Annotated in this window: 14 protein-coding genes and 1 other annotated feature; of the genes, 13 read left to right on the forward strand and 1 reads right to left on the reverse strand. The window is 47.3% G+C overall.

The features are described from left to right. Window positions 1-190: 190 nt before the first annotated feature. From H6A32_RS01465 to aroB, 11 genes are all read left to right on the forward strand, one after another. Window positions 191-1,735, forward strand: a complete 1,545-nt coding sequence (locus H6A32_RS01465; RefSeq protein WP_087168244.1) for a L,D-transpeptidase family protein — start codon at window positions 191-193, stop codon at window positions 1,733-1,735. 29 nt (window positions 1,736-1,764) lie between these two features. Beyond that, window positions 1,765-2,901: a tRNA guanosine(34) transglycosylase Tgt gene (gene tgt / locus H6A32_RS01470; protein ID WP_087168243.1), complete on the forward strand. Its 1,137-nt coding sequence runs from the start codon at window positions 1,765-1,767 to the stop codon at window positions 2,899-2,901. Window positions 2,902-2,993: 92 nt separating this feature from the next. Continuing rightward, the gene (gene yajC, locus H6A32_RS01475; RefSeq protein WP_087168242.1) at window positions 2,994-3,320 is read left to right on the forward strand and encodes a preprotein translocase subunit YajC; all 327 of its coding nucleotides are present in this window, start codon (window positions 2,994-2,996) and stop codon (window positions 3,318-3,320) included. Between the two features lie 190 nt (window positions 3,321-3,510). Further along, a complete protein-coding gene (gene leuB / locus H6A32_RS01480; protein ID WP_204229581.1) occupies window positions 3,511-4,599 on the forward strand; it encodes a 3-isopropylmalate dehydrogenase in 1,089 nt (362 codons plus the stop codon). 37 nt (window positions 4,600-4,636) lie between these two features. Next, window positions 4,637-6,307 carry a dihydroxy-acid dehydratase gene (gene ilvD / locus H6A32_RS01485; RefSeq protein WP_087252787.1) on the forward strand — a complete coding sequence of 557 codons (1,671 nt, stop codon included), beginning with the start codon at window positions 4,637-4,639 and terminating at the stop codon, window positions 6,305-6,307. A gap of 18 nt (window positions 6,308-6,325) precedes the next feature. After that, entirely contained in the window at window positions 6,326-8,014 is a 1,689-nt protein-coding gene (gene ilvB / locus H6A32_RS01490) for a biosynthetic-type acetolactate synthase large subunit (RefSeq protein WP_087252786.1), read from the forward strand. A 55-nt stretch (window positions 8,015-8,069) separates the two neighbouring features. Then, complete coding sequence (gene serC / locus H6A32_RS01495) at window positions 8,070-9,152, forward strand: 3-phosphoserine/phosphohydroxythreonine transaminase (RefSeq protein WP_087252785.1); 1,083 nt, start codon at window positions 8,070-8,072, stop codon at window positions 9,150-9,152. Next, window positions 9,152-10,315, forward strand: coding sequence for a phosphoglycerate dehydrogenase (locus H6A32_RS01500; RefSeq protein WP_087252784.1), 1,164 nt, complete (start codon window positions 9,152-9,154; stop codon window positions 10,313-10,315). Before serC ends, H6A32_RS01500 begins: the two co-directional genes overlap by 1 nt. 114 nt (window positions 10,316-10,429) lie before the next feature. After that, entirely contained in the window at window positions 10,430-10,954 is a 525-nt protein-coding gene (locus H6A32_RS01505; protein ID WP_087252783.1) for a hypothetical protein, read from the forward strand. A 57-nt stretch (window positions 10,955-11,011) separates the two neighbouring features. Then, window positions 11,012-11,259, forward strand: a binding site (T-box leader). A gap of 125 nt (window positions 11,260-11,384) precedes the next feature. After that, a complete protein-coding gene (gene aroF / locus H6A32_RS01510; protein WP_138372456.1) occupies window positions 11,385-12,398 on the forward strand; it encodes a 3-deoxy-7-phosphoheptulonate synthase in 1,014 nt (337 codons plus the stop codon). A gap of 19 nt (window positions 12,399-12,417) precedes the next feature. Then, window positions 12,418-13,476 carry a 3-dehydroquinate synthase gene (gene aroB / locus H6A32_RS01515; RefSeq protein ID WP_204863586.1) on the forward strand — a complete coding sequence of 353 codons (1,059 nt, stop codon included), beginning with the start codon at window positions 12,418-12,420 and terminating at the stop codon, window positions 13,474-13,476. A gap of 68 nt (window positions 13,477-13,544) precedes the next feature. Here aroB and H6A32_RS01520 read toward each other — a convergent pair whose 3' ends face one another. Next, on the reverse strand, window positions 13,545-14,714 hold the full coding sequence (locus tag H6A32_RS01520) for a ribose-phosphate pyrophosphokinase (protein WP_118635946.1): 1,170 nt from the start codon (window positions 14,712-14,714) through the stop codon (window positions 13,545-13,547). A 175-nt stretch (window positions 14,715-14,889) separates the two neighbouring features. Between H6A32_RS01520 and H6A32_RS01525 the strand changes: the two genes are divergently transcribed. After that, window positions 14,890-16,227, forward strand: coding sequence for a DUF512 domain-containing protein (locus H6A32_RS01525; protein ID WP_204863587.1), 1,338 nt, complete (start codon window positions 14,890-14,892; stop codon window positions 16,225-16,227). Continuing rightward, a complete protein-coding gene (gene der / locus H6A32_RS01530) occupies window positions 16,220-17,548 on the forward strand; it encodes a ribosome biogenesis GTPase Der (protein WP_087168231.1) in 1,329 nt (442 codons plus the stop codon). The genes H6A32_RS01525 and der overlap by 8 nt, the downstream gene beginning before the upstream one ends. Window positions 17,549-17,550 lie beyond the last annotated feature (2 nt).

The following is a 17,550-nucleotide window of genomic DNA, read 5'->3' on the forward strand; positions in this document are numbered from 1 at the left end:
ACAAAATAATCTGAATAAACTTCTATCTATTATATAGAAGCACTGAAAAAACTGCAATCGAAATTTGAGGGAAAACGCCGAAAAGTAAGTAGGATATACGACAAGATTCAACAAATTTTCACTGTACTTTTCCACATAGACATATTATAATAGCGATGTATAAGGTAAAATAGTAAGGGGTAGATATTGAATGAAGAAAAACGAAAATATTCCGGAAGAAGAACTCCGGATTTCGGATCAGGATCATACAATGGACAGTGAAAATGAAATAGCAAGAAAGACGAGAATCAAACATAGACGGGGACCAAGGAAAAAGAAAGAGAAACGCCGGATATCCAAGGCGGCAAAGAAACGGATCGCGATTACCTGCGGCAGCATTGTCGGAATTGTAGCGGTTGCCTATTTTGGCGGAGTGATCTTTTTTCAGAGCCATTTCTATCCGGGAACAACGATCAACGGTAACAGCTTTTCACTCAGAAGCGTTCATGATGCGGAGGATTATATGGCAGAGCAGGTTGCCGGATACACGTTGACATTAAATGAAAAAGACGGAGGAACGGAGACGATCTCCGGAAAAGATATTGACATCTCCTATCAGGAGAGCGGTGCTCTTGAGAAAGTCAAGGAGGAGCAGAATCCATTTCTCTGGCCGACGGCACTGTGGACAAAATCCGATGTCACAACGGAAGTCGGAATCGAATATAATGAAGAAAAGCTGGCAGGGTTTGTTTCCATGCTGAAGTGCGTGACTTCCGCAGGCCAGACTGCCTCAGAAAATGCACATCCGGTATATGACGGAAACCAGTTTGTCATCCAGGAGGAAGTAGTCGGAAACCAGGTGAATCAGGAGACGCTTCTTCAGAAGGTAAAAGAGTCCGTAAGCGGCTTTAATCAGGAAATGAATCTGGAGACGGAAGGATGCTATATCACACCGGCTTACACGAAAGATTCTCCGGAAGTGCAGGCTGCGGTTGATACCATGAATAAGTATCTCCAGAGCAAGATTACATATGATCTGTCACCAAAGACAGAAGTAGTAGATAAGACGCTTATTTCCCAGTGGCTGACGGTTGATGAGAATATGCAGGTGACATTCAATACCGATCAGGTGAATGCCTATATTGCGCAGCTTGCTACAAAGTATAATACAGTTGGAACGACGCGGACATTTGTGACGGGCCGCGGAGATACAGTGCAGGTATCCGGAGGTGACTTTGGCTGGTATTTAAATCAGGAAGACGAGTATGCGGCTCTGGTTGCGAATATTCAGAGCGGCGAAGAAGTTTCAAGGGAGCCGAAATGGTCCAGAAGAGGAGCGGATCACGGAGACGACAATGACTACGGAGACACTTACGCGGAAGTGGATCTGACGACACAGAAATTCTGGTTTTTCCAGAACGGAGAAGTGATCATGAACTGTGATATTGTCAGTGGAACTCCGAATGGAGAAGATGACACACCGCAGGGAAGCTATGACCTGACTTACAAGACCAAGAATGCAGTACTTCGTGGAGAACTGCTTGCAAACGGAGAGTATTCCTATGAATCTCCGGTGGCATTCTGGATGCCTTTCAATGGAGACATCGGATTCCATGATGCGTCCTGGCAGACACGATTCGGAGGGGACTGGTACCTGAACCATGGTTCCCACGGATGTATCAATATGAAATACGATGATGCGGCAAAGCTTTATGATCTGATCAATGAGACGACACCGATCATCTGTCATTTCTAAACCAGATTTCAGAACGGAGCAAAGAAAACATGTATGAATTGTTAAAAAGAGACGGCCTCGCAAAAAGGGGCCGTTTTACAACGGTACACGGTGTTGTTGAAACACCGGTGTTTATGAATGTGGGGACGGCTGCCGCCATTAAAGGAGCAGTGTCCACCGATGACTTAAGAGAGATCAAAACCCAGGTGGAGCTTTCCAATACCTATCATCTCCACGTAAGACCGGGCGATGAGGTGGTAAAAAAACTTGGAGGGCTGCATAAGTTTATGGTATGGGACAAGCCGATTCTGACAGATTCCGGCGGATTTCAGGTGTTTTCCCTTGCGGGCCTCAGGAAGATCAAGGAGGAAGGAGTACATTTCCATTCTCACATTGACGGGAAGAAGATTTTTATGGGACCGGAGGAGAGTATGCAGATCCAGTCCAATCTGGCATCCACCATTGCTATGGCGTTTGACGAATGCCCGGCCAGTACAAAAGACCGGGATTATATTGAGCGTTCTGTCGCGAGAACATCACGGTGGCTTCGCAGATGTAAGGCCGAGATGGAGCGGCTGAACAGTCTTCCGGATACGATCAATCCGCATCAGCTGCTGTTTGGAATCAATCAGGGCGGAATTCTGGAGGATGTCCGGATTGCACATGCGCAGGAAATCGCAGAGCTTGATCTTCCGGGATATGCCATCGGAGGACTTGCGGTAGGAGAATCTCATGAGGAGATGTACCGGATTCTGGATGCCGTTGTTCCTTATCTGCCGCTTGAAAAACCAACGTATCTGATGGGAGTCGGTACCCCTGCAAATATTCTGGAGGCAGTGGACCGGGGCGTTGACTTTTTTGACTGCGTTTATCCGACACGAAACGGCCGGCACGGCCATGTGTACACGAATCATGGCAAACTGAACCTTTTCAATGCCAAATATGAACTGGATGACCGCCCGATTGAAGAAGGCTGCGGATGCCCGGTATGCCGGAAATATTCCAGAGCCTATATCCGTCACCTTCTGAAAGCAAAGGAGATGCTCGGCATGCGGTTCTGCGTACTTCACAACCTGTATTTTTACAATACAATGATGGAAGAAATCCGTGCCGCAATCGAAGAAGGCCGCTACAAAGAATATAAAAAGCAGAAACTTGAGGGAATGGCGCAGGGACAGAAAGGATAAAACCTGATAAAATTCCCAAAAGTACTTGATGAAACGGGAAAAATTGTGTATGATAGCAATAGTGTTTAGCTAGAAATTAGGAGGAAAGAATGATGGAATACACGTTACTTACAGAGTCAAGCGGAGGCATTTTCTCAAACCCGCTGTTTTTGATCCTTTTTTATGTAGTTGTTCTTGGCGGACTCTGGTTCATTCTGATGAGACCGCAGAAGAAAGAGCAGAAGAGGGTAGCGGCGATGATCGCTGATATGGAAGTTGGAGATACTGTTCTGACGACAAGTGGATTTTACGGAGTAGTGATCGATATCACAGAAGAAGATGTGATCGTAGAGTTCGGAAATAATAAAAACTGTCGTATTCCGATGCAGAAGGCTGCTATCATGCAGGTAGAAAAGCCTGGTGCAGGTGAAACAAAATAATGATAAGTCAGTGAAAAGAAAAGCAGATTCCGTTTTAGAGGGATCTGTTTTTTGTTGTTGAAAAAAGCCTCAGGCAGGTGGTTTTCATGGAGAAAACGGGTGGAAAAGGCACTTTTACGAGGTAAAGGGTTGAAACAAAAACAAAAATATTATATGATATTCTGTAACAGATTTTCTGGGAGGGATAGCAATGAAATTAAACATAGGAATTATAAAAGGAGACGGAATCGGCCCGGAAATTGTCACGGAGGCCATGAAGGTTCTGGATAAAGTAGGAGAGATATACGGACATACCTGTGATTACACGGAGCTTCTTCTGGGAGGCGCATCCATCGATGTGCATGGAGTGCCGCTTACAGATGAGACGGTGGAAAAGGCAAAAGCATGTGACGCTGTACTGATGGGGTCCATCGGAGGCGATGCAAAGACTTCCTCATGGTATCAGCTGGAACCGTCCAAAAGGCCGGAGGCAGGACTGCTTCGGATTCGTAAGGAGCTTGGCCTTTTCGCCAATTTAAGACCGGCAGTTCTCTATGAGGAACTGGAAGGGGCATGTCCTCTGAAACCGGAGCTCACCGAAGGCGGATTTGACTTTATGATTATGCGGGAGTTGACGGGCGGCCTGTATTTTGGAGAAAGAAAGACAGAAGAAAAGGATGGTGTCATGACCGCGGTGGACACACTTTCCTATAATGAAAATGAAATCCGCAGGATTGCAAAGCGCGCATTTGACATTGCCGGGAAACGTTCCCGCAAGGTGACAAGTGTGGATAAGGCAAATGTCCTGGATTCCTCCAGACTGTGGAGAAAGGTGACAGAAGAGGTGGCGGCAGAGTATCCGGACGTGACGCTGGAACATATGCTTGTTGATAACTGTGCGATGCAGATCGTAAAAAATCCAAAGCAGTTTGATGTGATTCTGACAGAGAATATGTTTGGAGATATTTTATCCGATGAAGCCAGCATGGTGACTGGATCTATCGGAATGCTGGCAAGCGCAAGCCTTAATGACAGTAAATTCGGCCTGTATGAGCCGAGCGGAGGATCCGCGCCGGACATTGCAGGAAAGGGAATCGCAAACCCGATTGCCACAATCCTTTCCGCAGCAATGATGCTTCGTTTCTCCTTTGATCTTGATAAGGAAGCGGACGCGGTAGAGAGGGCAGTGGATCAGGTTTTGAAAGACGGATACCGGACAGGAGATATCATGTCTGCAGGATGTACACAGGTCGGCACAAAGGAAATGGGAGATCTGATCTGTGAAAGAATTCAGGCATAATGACAATAGAAACAGAGTAAGGACAGGAGGAAGAAAGATGAGAAGTGATACTGTAACAAAAGGAAGCCAGCAGGCGCCGCATCGTTCTCTGATGAATGCGCTGGGACTGACAAAAGAAGAGATGGAACGTCCGCTTGTAGGAATTGTAAGCTCTTATAATGAGATCGTGCCGGGACATATGAATCTCGATAAGATTGTGGAAGCAGTCAAAATGGGAGTTGCCATGGCTGGAGGGACCCCGATCGTATTTCCGGCGATTGCAGTCTGTGACGGGATCGCCATGGGACATATCGGAATGAAGTATTCTCTTGTGACGAGAGATCTGATTGCAGACTCTACGGAAGCGATGGCTCTGGCTCATCAGTTTGATGCCCTTGTCATGGTTCCAAACTGTGATAAAAATGTGCCGGGTCTTCTGATGGCGGCGGCCCGGATCAATATTCCGACTATTTTTGTCAGCGGCGGCCCGATGCTTGCCGGACATGTGAAAGGAGAGAAGAGAAGTCTTTCCAGCATGTTTGAGGCGGTTGGAGCTTATGCGGCTGGAACGATTACAGAAGAAGAGCTGGATGAGTTTGAATGTAAAGTCTGCCCGACATGCGGTTCCTGTTCCGGAATGTACACGGCCAACAGTATGAACTGTCTGACAGAGGTGCTTGGAATGGGCTTAAAGGGCAACGGTACCATCCCGGCAGTTTACTCCGAGAGAATCCGTCTTGCAAAACATGCGGGTATGCAGGTGATGGAGCTCTGGAGAAAAAATATCTGTCCTCGTGACATTATGACCAGGGAAGCCGTTTTAAATGCCCTGACAGTGGACATGGCCCTTGGATGTTCCACAAACAGTATGCTTCACCTTCCGGCAATCGCCCATGAGATTGGAATGGATTTTGAGATTGATTTTGCAAACGGAATCAGCGAGAAGACACCAAACCTCTGTCATCTGGCACCGGCAGGACCGACATATATAGAGGACCTTAATGAGGCGGGCGGCGTTTACGCAGTCATGAATGAGCTGGACAAAAAAGGGCTTCTCTATACAGACTGCATGACGGTGACCGGAAAAACAGTGAAAGAAAATATCGCAGGATGTATCAATAAAAATCCGGAAGTCATAAGACCGGTAGATCACCCATATAGTGAGACGGGAGGCCTTGCCGTTCTGAAAGGGAATCTTGCTCCGGACGGAAGCGTGGTAAAACGTTCGGCGGTAGTAGAAGAAATGATGGTTCATGAGGGACCTGCCAGAGTCTTTGACTGTGAAGATGATGCAATCAAGGCAATCAAAGGCGGAGAGATTCATCCGGGTGATGTAGTGGTTATCCGCTATGTCGGACCAAAAGGCGGACCGGGAATGCCGGAGATGCTCAATCCGACATCCGCAATCGCGGGAATGGGACTTGGATCCAGCGTTGCCCTGATTACAGACGGACGATTCTCAGGGGCATCCAGAGGCGCGTCTATAGGACACGTATCGCCGGAGGCGGCAGTAGGCGGACCGATAGCACTCGTAGAAGAGGGAGATATCATTAAGATTGACATTCCGGGACTGAAACTGGAACTGGATGTTCCGGAAGAGGAGCTGGAAAGAAGACGCAAGGCATGGCAGCCGAAAGAGCCGGAGGTCAAGACCGGTTATCTGGCACGGTATGCAGCCATGGTAACAAGCGGAAACAGAGGAGCGATCCTGGAGATTCCGAAAAACTAGACGAAAGGAAGAAGAGCAATGAAGCTTACAGGAGCAGAAATTGTAATAGAATGTTTAAAAGAGCAGGGTGTGGATACCGTATTCGGATATCCGGGCGGTGCGATTCTGAATGTATATGATGCGCTGTATAAGCACCAGAACGAGATCCGTCACATCCTGACTTCTCATGAGCAGGGTGCGGCGCATGCGGCGGACGGTTATGCCAGGGCAACGGGAAAAGTCGGTGTATGTCTGGCCACAAGCGGACCGGGGGCGACAAATCTTGTAACAGGTATTGCGACTGCCTATATGGATTCTATTCCTGTTGTGGCAATCACCTGCAACGTCGGAGTATCCCTTCTTGGAAAGGACAGTTTCCAGGAAATCGATATTGCGGGAGTCACCATGCCGATTACGAAACATAATTATATTGTAAAAGATGTCAATAAACTGGCTGATACGATCCGGAAAGCGTTCCGGATTGCACGTAAGGGCCGTCCGGGTCCCGTACTGATTGACATTCCAAAGGATGTAACGTCCAATCTTGCCGAATATGAGCCGAAAAAAATCACACCTCAAAAGAGAAACGAAAAGGTCAATGAAGAAGATCTTCAGACGGCAGTAGAGATGATCCAGAACTCGAAAAAGCCATATATTTTCGTGGGTGGAGGCGCAGTGCTCTCCGATGCGGACGAAGAACTGTTTGAATTTGTTAAAAAGGTGGATGCGCCGGTTGCGGACACTCTGATGGGAAAGGGTGCGTTTCCTGGAACAGATCCATATTACACAGGAATGCTTGGCATGCATGGAACAAAAACATCGAATCACGGAGTCAGTGAGTGCGACCTTCTTGTTGTAGTGGGGGCACGATTCAGTGACCGTGTCACGGGAAATGCGGAGAAATTTGCGTCAAAGGCGAAAATTCTGCAGATTGACATCGATCCGGCAGAAATGAATAAGAATGTAGTTATCACGCATGGAATTACCGGGGATGTCAAGGTGGTACTTTCAAAGCTGAATCAGATGCTGGAGCAGCAGAATCACAGTGAATGGATTCAGACGATCGAAGCATACAAGGCAAAATATCCGATGACCTATCATCCGGACGTGTTAAGCGGACCGTTTGTCGTAGAGGAAATTTACCGGCAGACGAAAGGAGATGCTGTTATTGTAACAGAGGTCGGACAGAATCAGATGTGGGCCGCACAGTATTATAAATATCCAAAGCCGAGAACACTTCTGACATCCGGCGGTCTCGGAACGATGGGATACGGACTTGGGGCGTCCATCGGTGCGAAATGTGCGAGACCGGAAAAATGTGTGGTTAATATTGCAGGTGACGGATGTTTCCGGATGAACATGAATGAGATTGCAACAGCAGCACGTTATCAGATTCCGATTATCGAAGTCATTCTGAATAACCACGTACTTGGAATGGTGAGGCAGTGGCAGGATCTGTTCTATGGAAAACGGTATTCTGCTACCATACTCAATGACAATGTGGACTTTGTCAAACTTGCCGAGGCGATGGGAGCGAAAGCATACCGCGCCACAACAAGGGAAGAATTTGTCCGGATCTTTGAGGAGGCAAGAAACGCAGACGGACCGGTTCTGATTGACTGTCAGATAGACTGCGATGAGAAGGTATGGCCGATGGTTGCTCCGGGAGAAGCGATCGATCAGGTATTTGATGAGGGAGATCTGAAAGAAAAAGCAAAACAGAATTAAAAATCGACCTGCCGGGCGAAGGGGAATGTTTGGCCGGGAAACAGGGAGGAATCGTATGAGCAGAGTATATAATTTTTCGGCGGGACCGGCTGTTCTGCCGGAGGAAGTATTACAGGAAGCCGCAAAGGAGATGCTGGATTACAGGGGGACCGGAATGTCCGTTATGGAGATGAGCCACCGGTCTGCGGCGTTTGAAACGATCATACAGGATGCCGAGAAGGACATCCGGACACTTTTAAACATACCGGAAGACTATGAGGTACTGTTTCTGCAGGGAGGGGCATCGCTGCAGTTTGCAATGATTCCGATGAATCTCATGAAACATAAAAAGGCAGACTATATTCTGACCGGGCAGTGGGCAAAGAAAGCCTGGAAGGAAGCGCAGAAGTACGGAGAGGCAAAAGCAGCAGCCTCCTCTGAGGAGCAGAATTTTTCCTGCATCCCGGATCTGAGTGAGCTGTCTGCTTCCGGGGATGCGGATTATGTTTACATCTGTGAGAACAATACGATCTACGGAACGAAGTTTCATACCCTTCCGGATACGAAGGGCATCCCGCTTGTAGCGGATGTTTCCTCCTGCTTTCTGTCTGAGCCTGTGGACATTACAAAGTACGGCATCATGTATGGCGGTGTGCAGAAGAATATCGGGCCGGCCGGTGTGACGATTGTGATTATACGGAAGGATCTGATCCGGGAAGAGGTGCTTCCGGGAACTCCGACCATGATGCAGTACCATGTCCACGCCAAGGCAGGTTCCCTTTACAATACTCCGCCTGCATATGGAATTTATATCTGCGGGAAAGTATTCCGGTGGCTTCTGGATCAGGGAGGACTTCCGGGAATTCAGAAGAAGAACCAGAAAAAGGCGGCACTTTTGTACGAATATCTGGATGACAGCCGCCTGTTTTCCGGCACAGCAGCGAAGAAAGACCGTTCTTTGATGAATGTTCCGTTTGTGACAGGGGAGAAAGAGCTGGATGCCAGATTTACAGCCGCGGCTGCAGAACATGGTCTGGTCAATCTGAAAGGACACCGGAGTGTCGGCGGCATGCGGGCAAGTATTTATAATGCCATGCCGTATGAAGGCGTGGACGCACTTGTAACATTTATGGAAAAATTTGAAAAGGAGAATCGGTGATGTATCAGTATCAATGTTTGAACGCCATTTCGGAAGCAGGTCTCTCTCTCTTTTCGGAAGACTATCAAAGAACAGAAGAGATGGCCGGGGCAGACGCGGTTCTCCTGAGAAGCGCATCTCTGCACGAAACGGTATTTCCGGAGAAGCTAAAAGTGATCGCGCGGGCAGGTGCGGGGGTAAACAATATTCCTCTGGAAGAATGCGCGGAAAAAGGGATTGTTGTATTTAATACGCCTGGAGCAAATGCAAACGGCGTAAAAGAACTGGTGATTGCGGGGATGCTTCTGGCGTCCCGCGATATCATCGGAGGCATCGAGTGGGTGAAGGCCCATGCCGGAGAAGAGAATATCGCAAAGACAGCGGAGAAGCAGAAAAAGATGTTTGCCGGACAGGAGATTGAAGGAAAGAAGCTTGGCGTGATCGGTCTTGGAGCCATTGGCGTGCTGGTGGCGAATGCGGCGCTTCATCTTGGTATGGAAGTATATGGATACGATCCGTATATGTCGGTGGATTCCGCGTGGAATCTGTCGCGCCACATTCATCATGTGAAAAATCTGGAGACGATTTATCAGGAATGTGATTATATTACGCTTCATGTCCCGGCACTTGATGACACGAAAGGAATGATTGACCGGGAGGCTGCAGGGCAGATGAAAGACGGTGTAATTCTCCTGAACTTTGCAAGAGACCTTCTTGTTAAGGAAGAAGATCTGATCGAGGCACTGGAAACCGGGCACATACGGAAATATGTCACAGACTTTCCGACAGCGGGGCTGGCAGGAAGAGATCATGTCATCGTTATTCCCCATCTGGGTGCTTCCACGGAAGAGTCTGAGGACAACTGCGCCAGAATGGCTGTCCGGGAGATCCGGGAGTATCTGGAAAACGGAAATATCATGAATTCCGTAAACTTTCCGAACTGCGATATGGGAAAGAAAGGGAAAAATCCAAGAATTACCGTACTTCATCACAATGTGCCGAACATGATCGGCCAGTTTACGGCTCTTCTTGCAAAGAGAGGAATCAACATCGCGGATTTGACGAACAAAAGCCGCGGACGCTTTGCTTATACGATGATCGATATTGAAGATACGGATTCTTCCGGAATTGCGGAAGAACTTTCCAAAATCGAGAATGTCCTGAAAGTGCGTATCATTCTGTAAAAGAAAGAAAATATAAGGGAAATTTCATTCTTATTTAAGAACTCTTTCATTGTATCCGGGAAAGAAGTGCGCTATAATCGTAACGGATAACATAGGAATCGAGGTCAGATACGAATGAAGAGAAACATTCTTTCTGTTGGAAAAAAGACGAAAAAAAATCTGTTTCATACAAAAAGAATACGAAATAAATGGAACGTACCGGCCGCTTTTGCAGCCGGTGTCGTTTTTTGTCTGCTGATTTTCCTTTTGGTGAAAGTTATGCCGCAGTTCAACCGGAACGAAGAAACGCTGATTGTACTGACTGCACGGTCTGAAACAATTTACCAGGGAGAAAATCTGCCGGAATTATCAGCCGGGGCAGAGTTCGCAGACGGAACGGGAAAGAAAGAAAAGGAAGCATGGCTGAGCAAAGAGGCGGGATACCGTGTTCAGGATCTGCTGGATGATCTGAACGAAGGCGGCGATTACGAGGTAGAATGCGATGCGGACGGCAGTGAGGCTGGAGAATTTCCGATCCGGATCAGACTTTCCGGAGAACTGGAAAGTTCCCTTGAGAGTGAATGGAAAGGAAAAGTCCGGATCGAGGTGAAGGACGGTACTCTGACGGTGAAGAAGGATTCTTCGGAGGCAGGAAAATAAGTATTGACAAACCTGCAGATGTGAAGTAATATGGAAACAACTTCATAGATCTGCTTTGAAAATACGAAGAAAAGAAGTAGTAAGTATCATGGAATGTTACAGAGAGTCCCGCGTGGTGGAATGGGATACAGAAAGTGTTACTGAATTCCTCTTGGAGTAGAGTGCTGAATGTACAGACTAGTAGGCATTTCCGGCAGCAGCCGTTATCTGCAAGGGTATATCTGGAGACAGCGTACCTGATGAGGCAGTCATCGTGAGATGGCTGTAAAGTGAGGTGGAACCACGATGACAGTATCGTCCTCTGAGTAAATCAGAGGACTTTTTTTATTCTATAGAAAAGATCTTTGGACTCCCTATAGAATCAGGACACTTCCTTTGCAAGGTGATTTTCAAAGTCAGGAAAAGTGTGAGAAAGCAGGAGGAGAAGCATATGATTATTGTACTGAAACCAAGAACAACAGAAGAAAATTTGAACCGGGTAATAAAAATGGTAGAGGCAAAAGGTCTGGAGGCTCATGTCGTCCGGGGAGAAGAGATGACGATTATCGGATGTATCGGTGATACCGTCAGAATTGATCCGCGCCTGTTTGAGGTGGATAAAAGTGTAGATAAAGTCATGCACGTGCAGGAGCCTTATAAACTTGCAAACCGTGCATTCCACCCGGAGGACACCATTGTGGATGTATCCGGTGTCCAGGTGGGAGGCGGAAACATGGCGATGATTGCCGGCCCGTGCTCAGTGGAGAGTGAGGAACAGGTAATTGAAGTGGCAGAGGCAGTCAAGGCCGCCGGAGCCAATTTGTTAAGAGGCGGGGCATTCAAGCCGCGTACAAGCCCGTATTCCTTCCAGGGACTTGGACTGGAAGGACTGGAGATGCTCTGTAAGGCGAAGGAAGTAACGGGGCTTCCGATTGTGACAGAGCTGATGTCCGCAGAATACCTTGATATTTTCGATGAGAAGGTGGATCTGATTCAGATCGGGGCGAGAAACATGCAGAATTTTGACCTGCTGAAACAGCTCGGGAAGACCAGACGTCCGATCCTTTTGAAACGCGGATTAAATGCTACCTATGAGGAATGGATTATGTCTGCGGAATATATCATGGCGTCCGGAAATGAAAATGTCATTCTCTGTGAACGGGGCGTCCGGACTTTTGAGACTTATACAAGAAACACACTGGATCTTCAGGCGATTCCGGTACTGAAGAAGATGACCCATCTCCCGGTTGTTGTGGATCCGAGCCATGCCGGGGGCAAATGGTGGCTGGTAGATACGATGGCAAAGGCGGCGGTAGCAGCAGGCACAGACGGACTGATGATTGAAGTACATAATAATCCGGACTGCGCGCTGTGCGACGGAGGTCAGTCCTTAAAGCCGGAGAAGTATGCGGAACTTTTAAAACAGCTTCGAAAGATTGCACCGATTGTAGAAAAAACTTGGTAGAAGAAGGCAGGCGGAAGAAATGGAATTGAATGTTAATCTGGGAAAAGACAGTTACCGTATTTTGATTGAAAGAGGACTATTAAAAAGAGCGGCCAAAGAAATCCGGGAGATTTATCAGGGGAAGAAAATCGCGGTGATCTCTGACGACAGTGTTTACGCATTTTACGGAGAGAGCCTTCTGGAACAGCTGAAAGAATACTGGGAGTGCAGTGCAGTCATTCTTCCACATGGGGAGGCGTCCAAAAGTATTGATGTCCTTCCGGGAGTGTATGCACAACTGTTAGAGGCGGGAATTTCCAGAAGCGACCTGATCGTTGCCCTCGGAGGAGGTGTTGTCGGAGACCTGGCCGGATTTGCGGCGGCAACGTATCTGAGGGGAATTCCATTCGTACAGATTCCGACTTCCCTGCTGGCTCAGGTGGATTCCTCTGTCGGAGGAAAAGTAGCAGTTGACCTGAAAGAAGGCAAAAATCTTGTAGGGGCATTCTATCAGCCAAAGAAAGTCCTGATTGATCCGGATGTGCTGAAAACACTTCCGGAGCGTTACATCCATGACGGAATGGGAGAAGTCATCAAGTATGGCTGCATCAAGGATGCAGAGCTTTTTGCGCTGCTCAGGCGGGCCGGAAGTTTTGACGGACTTGCGGATTATCTGACGGAAGTAATTACAAGATGTGTGGATATCAAACGTCAGGTGGTGGAGGAAGACCAGTTTGATACCGGAGAGAGGATGCTGCTTAATTTCGGTCATACGCTGGCACATGCAGTGGAGCAGAGGTTCGCATATGAAAGAGAAAGTCATGGGGAAGCGGTTGCGATCGGCATGTATCAGATCACACGGATCTCGGAAGAACTGGGACTGACCCGGGAAGGAACGGCCGGGGAGATCCGAAAGATTCTGGAAAGCTACGGACTTCCGGTTTCCTGCGGCGTGCACCTCTCAGAACTGAAAGAAGCCATGAAGCGGGATAAGAAAAACTTTAAAAACAGTCTGAGGCTTATCCTTCTGAAAGAAATCGGAGAGAGCATCATTTATCCGTCGGATTTGTCATTTTTTGAAGATGAATGTATGGTATAAAAATACAGCAGGGAAGAAGTCTCTTTCCTGCTGTGTTTTTAAGAATTTTGTCTTTCGGTTCCGGAACCCTAAGCATTCCGGCCTGCGATCAGTGCATGAATCTTGTCTGTCGGATTCAGCACAGAACTGATGGCGATATCATGATTCATGGAATCGATGATGATTGCCAGGAATTTGCTCATGTCTGCTTCGATGAAGTATGGACGTTCATAGATCTCCGGCGGCAGATAGGTCAGATTCGTTGTAATCAGACGATCTATATAGCCTGTCCGGTAATAGTCGTCAAATTTCTCAAGCCCGTCGGTAAAGAGTCCGAATGTAGTGCAGACAAATACACGGGAAGCGCCCCGGTCTTTGATCTGTTTTGCAACATCCAGCATACTTTCTCCGGAAGAGATCATGTCATCTACGATGATGGCAGTCTTGCCCTTTACGTCATCACCGAGAAATTCGTGGGCAACGATCGGATTTTTTCCATTTACGATTGTGGAGTAATCTCTTCTTTTATAGAACATTCCCATATCCACGCCAAGAACATTGGAAAAATACACTGCACGATGCATCGCACCCTCGTCCGGGCTGATGATCATGAGATGATCCTTGTCAAGCTTCAGGTCAGGCTCCGCTTTCAGAAGCGCTTTGATAAACTGATAAGGCGGATTGAAGTTGTCAAAGCCTTTCAGAGGAATCGCGTTCTGCACACGCGGGTCATGGGCATCAAAGGTGATAATGTTGGATACTCCCATGTCAACCAGTTCCTCCAGTGCCTGGGCACAGTCCAGAGATTCGCGTTTGGTACGTTTGTGCTGGCGGCTTTCGTAAAGAAACGGCATGATGACATTTAATCTGTGAGCTTTGCCGTTTGCTGCGGATATGATACGTTTCAGATCCTGATAATGATCGTCCGGCGACATGTGGTTCAGATGACCGTTCACTGTGTAGGTCAGACTGTAGTTGCAGACATCGACCATGACAAAAAGATCTTTTCCGCGGACCGATTCGCCCAGAACGCCTTTTGCCTCGCCAGAACCGAAACGCGGGCAGCTGTGCTCTATGAGATAATTTTCGCATTTATAGGATGCGAAAAGTGCGGAATCTACATATTTTTTAAGGGATTCCTTGCGAAATCCGACAATATGGTCGTTGACCTTCTTCCCAAGAGTTTCGCAGCTCTTGAGCGCGGCGATTTTAAGCGGAGCTGTCGGAAGCACCTGCTCTAACATTTTTATATTTGTCATAAACCCTCCTATGTAAGAAAACATGGAATTAAGACGCGGCATCAGCCGTAATCTCAATCCATTTATAACATTTTTTTATAGGTATGGCAAGAAAGGAATAGAAAAAATTGCATTTTGGGAAGGAATTTAGTATTATGAAAAAGGCAGGAAAATGAAGAGGAAAAGGAGACGAGATATGGAAAAACAGCGGAAAAGACATGAACATCTGGTTTCGGCTGTAGAAGAGGGAAGTATTGCATGGGAGATGGGCATCGAACCGGGGGACAGGCTTCTTTCGATAAACGGTCAGGAAATCGAGGATGTTTTTGATTACCATTACTATGTCAATGATGAGAATCTTCTCGTTCTGATTGAGAAGCCGGACGGCGAGCAGTGGGAACTTGAGATAGAAAAAGAATATGAGGAGGATCTGGGTCTGACCTTTGAGCAGGGTCTGATGGATGAGTACCGGTCCTGCAGAAACAAGTGCGTTTTCTGTTTTATTGATCAGATGCCAAAGGGGATGCGTGAAACACTGTATTTCAAAGATGACGATTCAAGACTGTCTTTTCTGCAGGGAAATTATGTGACGCTGACAAATATGAGCGACCATGATATTGACCGGATCACCCGTTATCATCTGGAGCCGATCAATATTTCCTTCCATACGACAAATCCTGAACTTCGATGCAAAATGCTTCATAACCGGTTTGCGGGAGAAGCATTGAAGAAGGTGGACCGCCTTTATGAGGCGGGAATTACGATGAATGGACAGATTGTACTCTGTAAGGGATTAAATGACGGTCAGGAACTGGAACGGACGATACAGGATCTGACAGCATATCTTCCGAAGCTGCAGAGTGTATCGGTCGTGCCGGTAGGGCTGAGCAAGTACCGCGACGGACTTTACCCGCTGGAGCCGTTTACGAGAGATGATGCAAGAAAAGTGCTGGATACGATCCACCGGTGGCAGGAAAAAGTATATCAGGAATACGGATATCATTTCATCCATGCCGGAGATGAATGGTACATCCTGGCAGGATACGAAATGCCGGAGGAGAGCAGGTACGATGGATATCTGCAGCTGGAAAACGGGGTCGGCATGATCCGGCTTCTTCAGAATGAATTTGAAGAAGGCTTTCAGAAAATCCGTCCGACAGACCGGAAGATGTCCCTGTCGATTGCAACCGGAGCGCTTGCCTATGATTATCTGAATGAGTTCATCGGGCGGATGAAAGAAAAATGTCCGAATCTGGATGTTCATCTATATAAGATCCGCAATGAGTTTTTTGGAGAAAGCATTACCGTGTCCGGCCTGATTACCGGACAGGATCTGATCAAACAGCTGAAAGGGCAGGAACTTGGGGACAGGCTTCTGCTTCCGTGCAATATGCTAAGAAGCGGAGAGGATGTTTTCCTGGACGATGTGACAGTTTCGGAGTTAGAAGAAACTTTACAAGTGAAGATAGATATTGTAAAATCAAGCGGACAGGATTTTATCGATGCAGTTTTAAAGGAGAGGTACGATGAGTAAACCAGTAGTTGCGATCGTAGGACGCCCGAATGTCGGGAAGTCTACGTTATTTAATGTTCTGGCCGGGGAGATGATCTCGATTGTCAAAGACACACCGGGAGTGACAAGAGACCGTATTTATGCGGATGTATCCTGGCTGGACAGAGACTTTACATTGATTGATACAGGAGGAATCGAGCCGGACAGCTCGGATATTATCCTTTCACAGATGCGGGAGCAGGCGCAGATTGCGATAGATACGGCAGATGTGATTATTTTTATTACAGATGTGAGACAGGGGCTTGTAGATGCAGACTCCAAGGTTGCAGATATGCTGCGCCGAGCGAAAAAGCCTGTGATTCTTGCAGTGAACAAGGTAGATAATTTTGACAAATTTATGCCGGACGTCTACGAATTTTATAATCTTGGAATCGGAGACCCGAATCCGGTATCTGCATCCTCCAGGCTTGGAATCGGAGACCTTCTGGACGCAGTTGTCGCGTATTTCCCGGAAAAAGACAAAGAAGAGGAGGAGGACGAAAGACCGCGGGTTGCCATTGTCGGAAAACCAAATGTCGGAAAATCCTCCATCATTAATAAACTTCTCGGGGAGAACCGTGTCATTGTATCGGATATTGCAGGGACAACACGGGATGCTATTGATACGGAGATTGTTCATAACGGAAAAGAGTATGTATTCATTGATACAGCAGGTCTTCGCAGAAAGAGCAAGATCAAGGAAGAGCTGGAACGGTACAGTATTATCCGGACCGTAACCGCGGTAGAAAGAGCAGATGTTGTTTTGATGGTGATTGACGCAGTGGAAGGTGTAACCGAGCAGGATGCTAAAATCGCCGGAATCGCGCATGAGCGAGGCAAGGGAATCATTATTGTAGTCAATAAATGGGATGCGATCGAGAAAAACGACCGGACCATGCGTGAATATGAAGGAAAGATCAGGAATGTACTGTCCTATATGCCGTATGCGGAGATCATGTATATTTCGGCAAAGACAGGGCAGAGGATTCAGAAGCTCTTTGATATGATCGATATGGTGATTGAAAATCAGTCCCTGCGGATTGCGACAGGCGTGCTGAATGAGATCATGACAGAGGCAGTTGCCATGCAGCAGCCGCCTTCTGATAAAGGAAAACGCCTGAAACTTTACTATATTACACAGGTATCTGTCAAACCGCCTACTTTTGTGATTTTTGTCAACGATAAGGAACTGATGCATTTTTCTTATACAAGATATCTGGAGAACAAGATCAGGGAGGCATTCGGTTTCCGGGGAACTTCACTGAAATTCTTTATCAGAGAAAGAAAGGAAAAGGAGAAGTAAGG

Source organism: Drancourtella massiliensis, from assembly GCF_016900655.1.
Lineage (GTDB): Bacteria > Bacillota > Clostridia > Lachnospirales > Lachnospiraceae > Sellimonas > Sellimonas catena.

Bases quoted from the DNA above. Each gene is read 5' to 3' on its own strand.
- ilvB (WP_087252786.1), top strand. From the start codon at position 6,326: ATGAAGCTTACAGGAGCAGAAATTGTAATAGAATGTTTAAAAGAGCAG.
- yajC (WP_087168242.1), top strand. From the start codon at position 2,994: ATGGAATACACGTTACTTACAGAGTCAAGCGGAGGCATTTTCTCAAAC.
- H6A32_RS01525 (WP_204863587.1), top strand. From the start codon at position 14,890: ATGGAAAAACAGCGGAAAAGACATGAACATCTGGTTTCGGCTGTAGAA.
- aroF (WP_138372456.1), top strand. From the start codon at position 11,385: ATGATTATTGTACTGAAACCAAGAACAACAGAAGAAAATTTGAACCGG.
- H6A32_RS01500 (WP_087252784.1), top strand. From the start codon at position 9,152: ATGTATCAGTATCAATGTTTGAACGCCATTTCGGAAGCAGGTCTCTCT.
- ilvD (WP_087252787.1), top strand. From the start codon at position 4,637: ATGAGAAGTGATACTGTAACAAAAGGAAGCCAGCAGGCGCCGCATCGT.
- H6A32_RS01505 (WP_087252783.1), top strand. From the start codon at position 10,430: ATGAAGAGAAACATTCTTTCTGTTGGAAAAAAGACGAAAAAAAATCTG.
- der (WP_087168231.1), top strand. From the start codon at position 16,220: ATGAGTAAACCAGTAGTTGCGATCGTAGGACGCCCGAATGTCGGGAAG.
- leuB (WP_204229581.1), top strand. From the start codon at position 3,511: ATGAAATTAAACATAGGAATTATAAAAGGAGACGGAATCGGCCCGGAA.
- tgt (WP_087168243.1), top strand. From the start codon at position 1,765: ATGTATGAATTGTTAAAAAGAGACGGCCTCGCAAAAAGGGGCCGTTTT.
- H6A32_RS01465 (WP_087168244.1), top strand. From the start codon at position 191: ATGAAGAAAAACGAAAATATTCCGGAAGAAGAACTCCGGATTTCGGAT.
- serC (WP_087252785.1), top strand. From the start codon at position 8,070: ATGAGCAGAGTATATAATTTTTCGGCGGGACCGGCTGTTCTGCCGGAG.
- aroB (WP_204863586.1), top strand. From the start codon at position 12,418: ATGGAATTGAATGTTAATCTGGGAAAAGACAGTTACCGTATTTTGATT.
- H6A32_RS01520 (WP_118635946.1), bottom strand. From the start codon at position 14,714: ATGACAAATATAAAAATGTTAGAGCAGGTGCTTCCGACAGCTCCGCTT.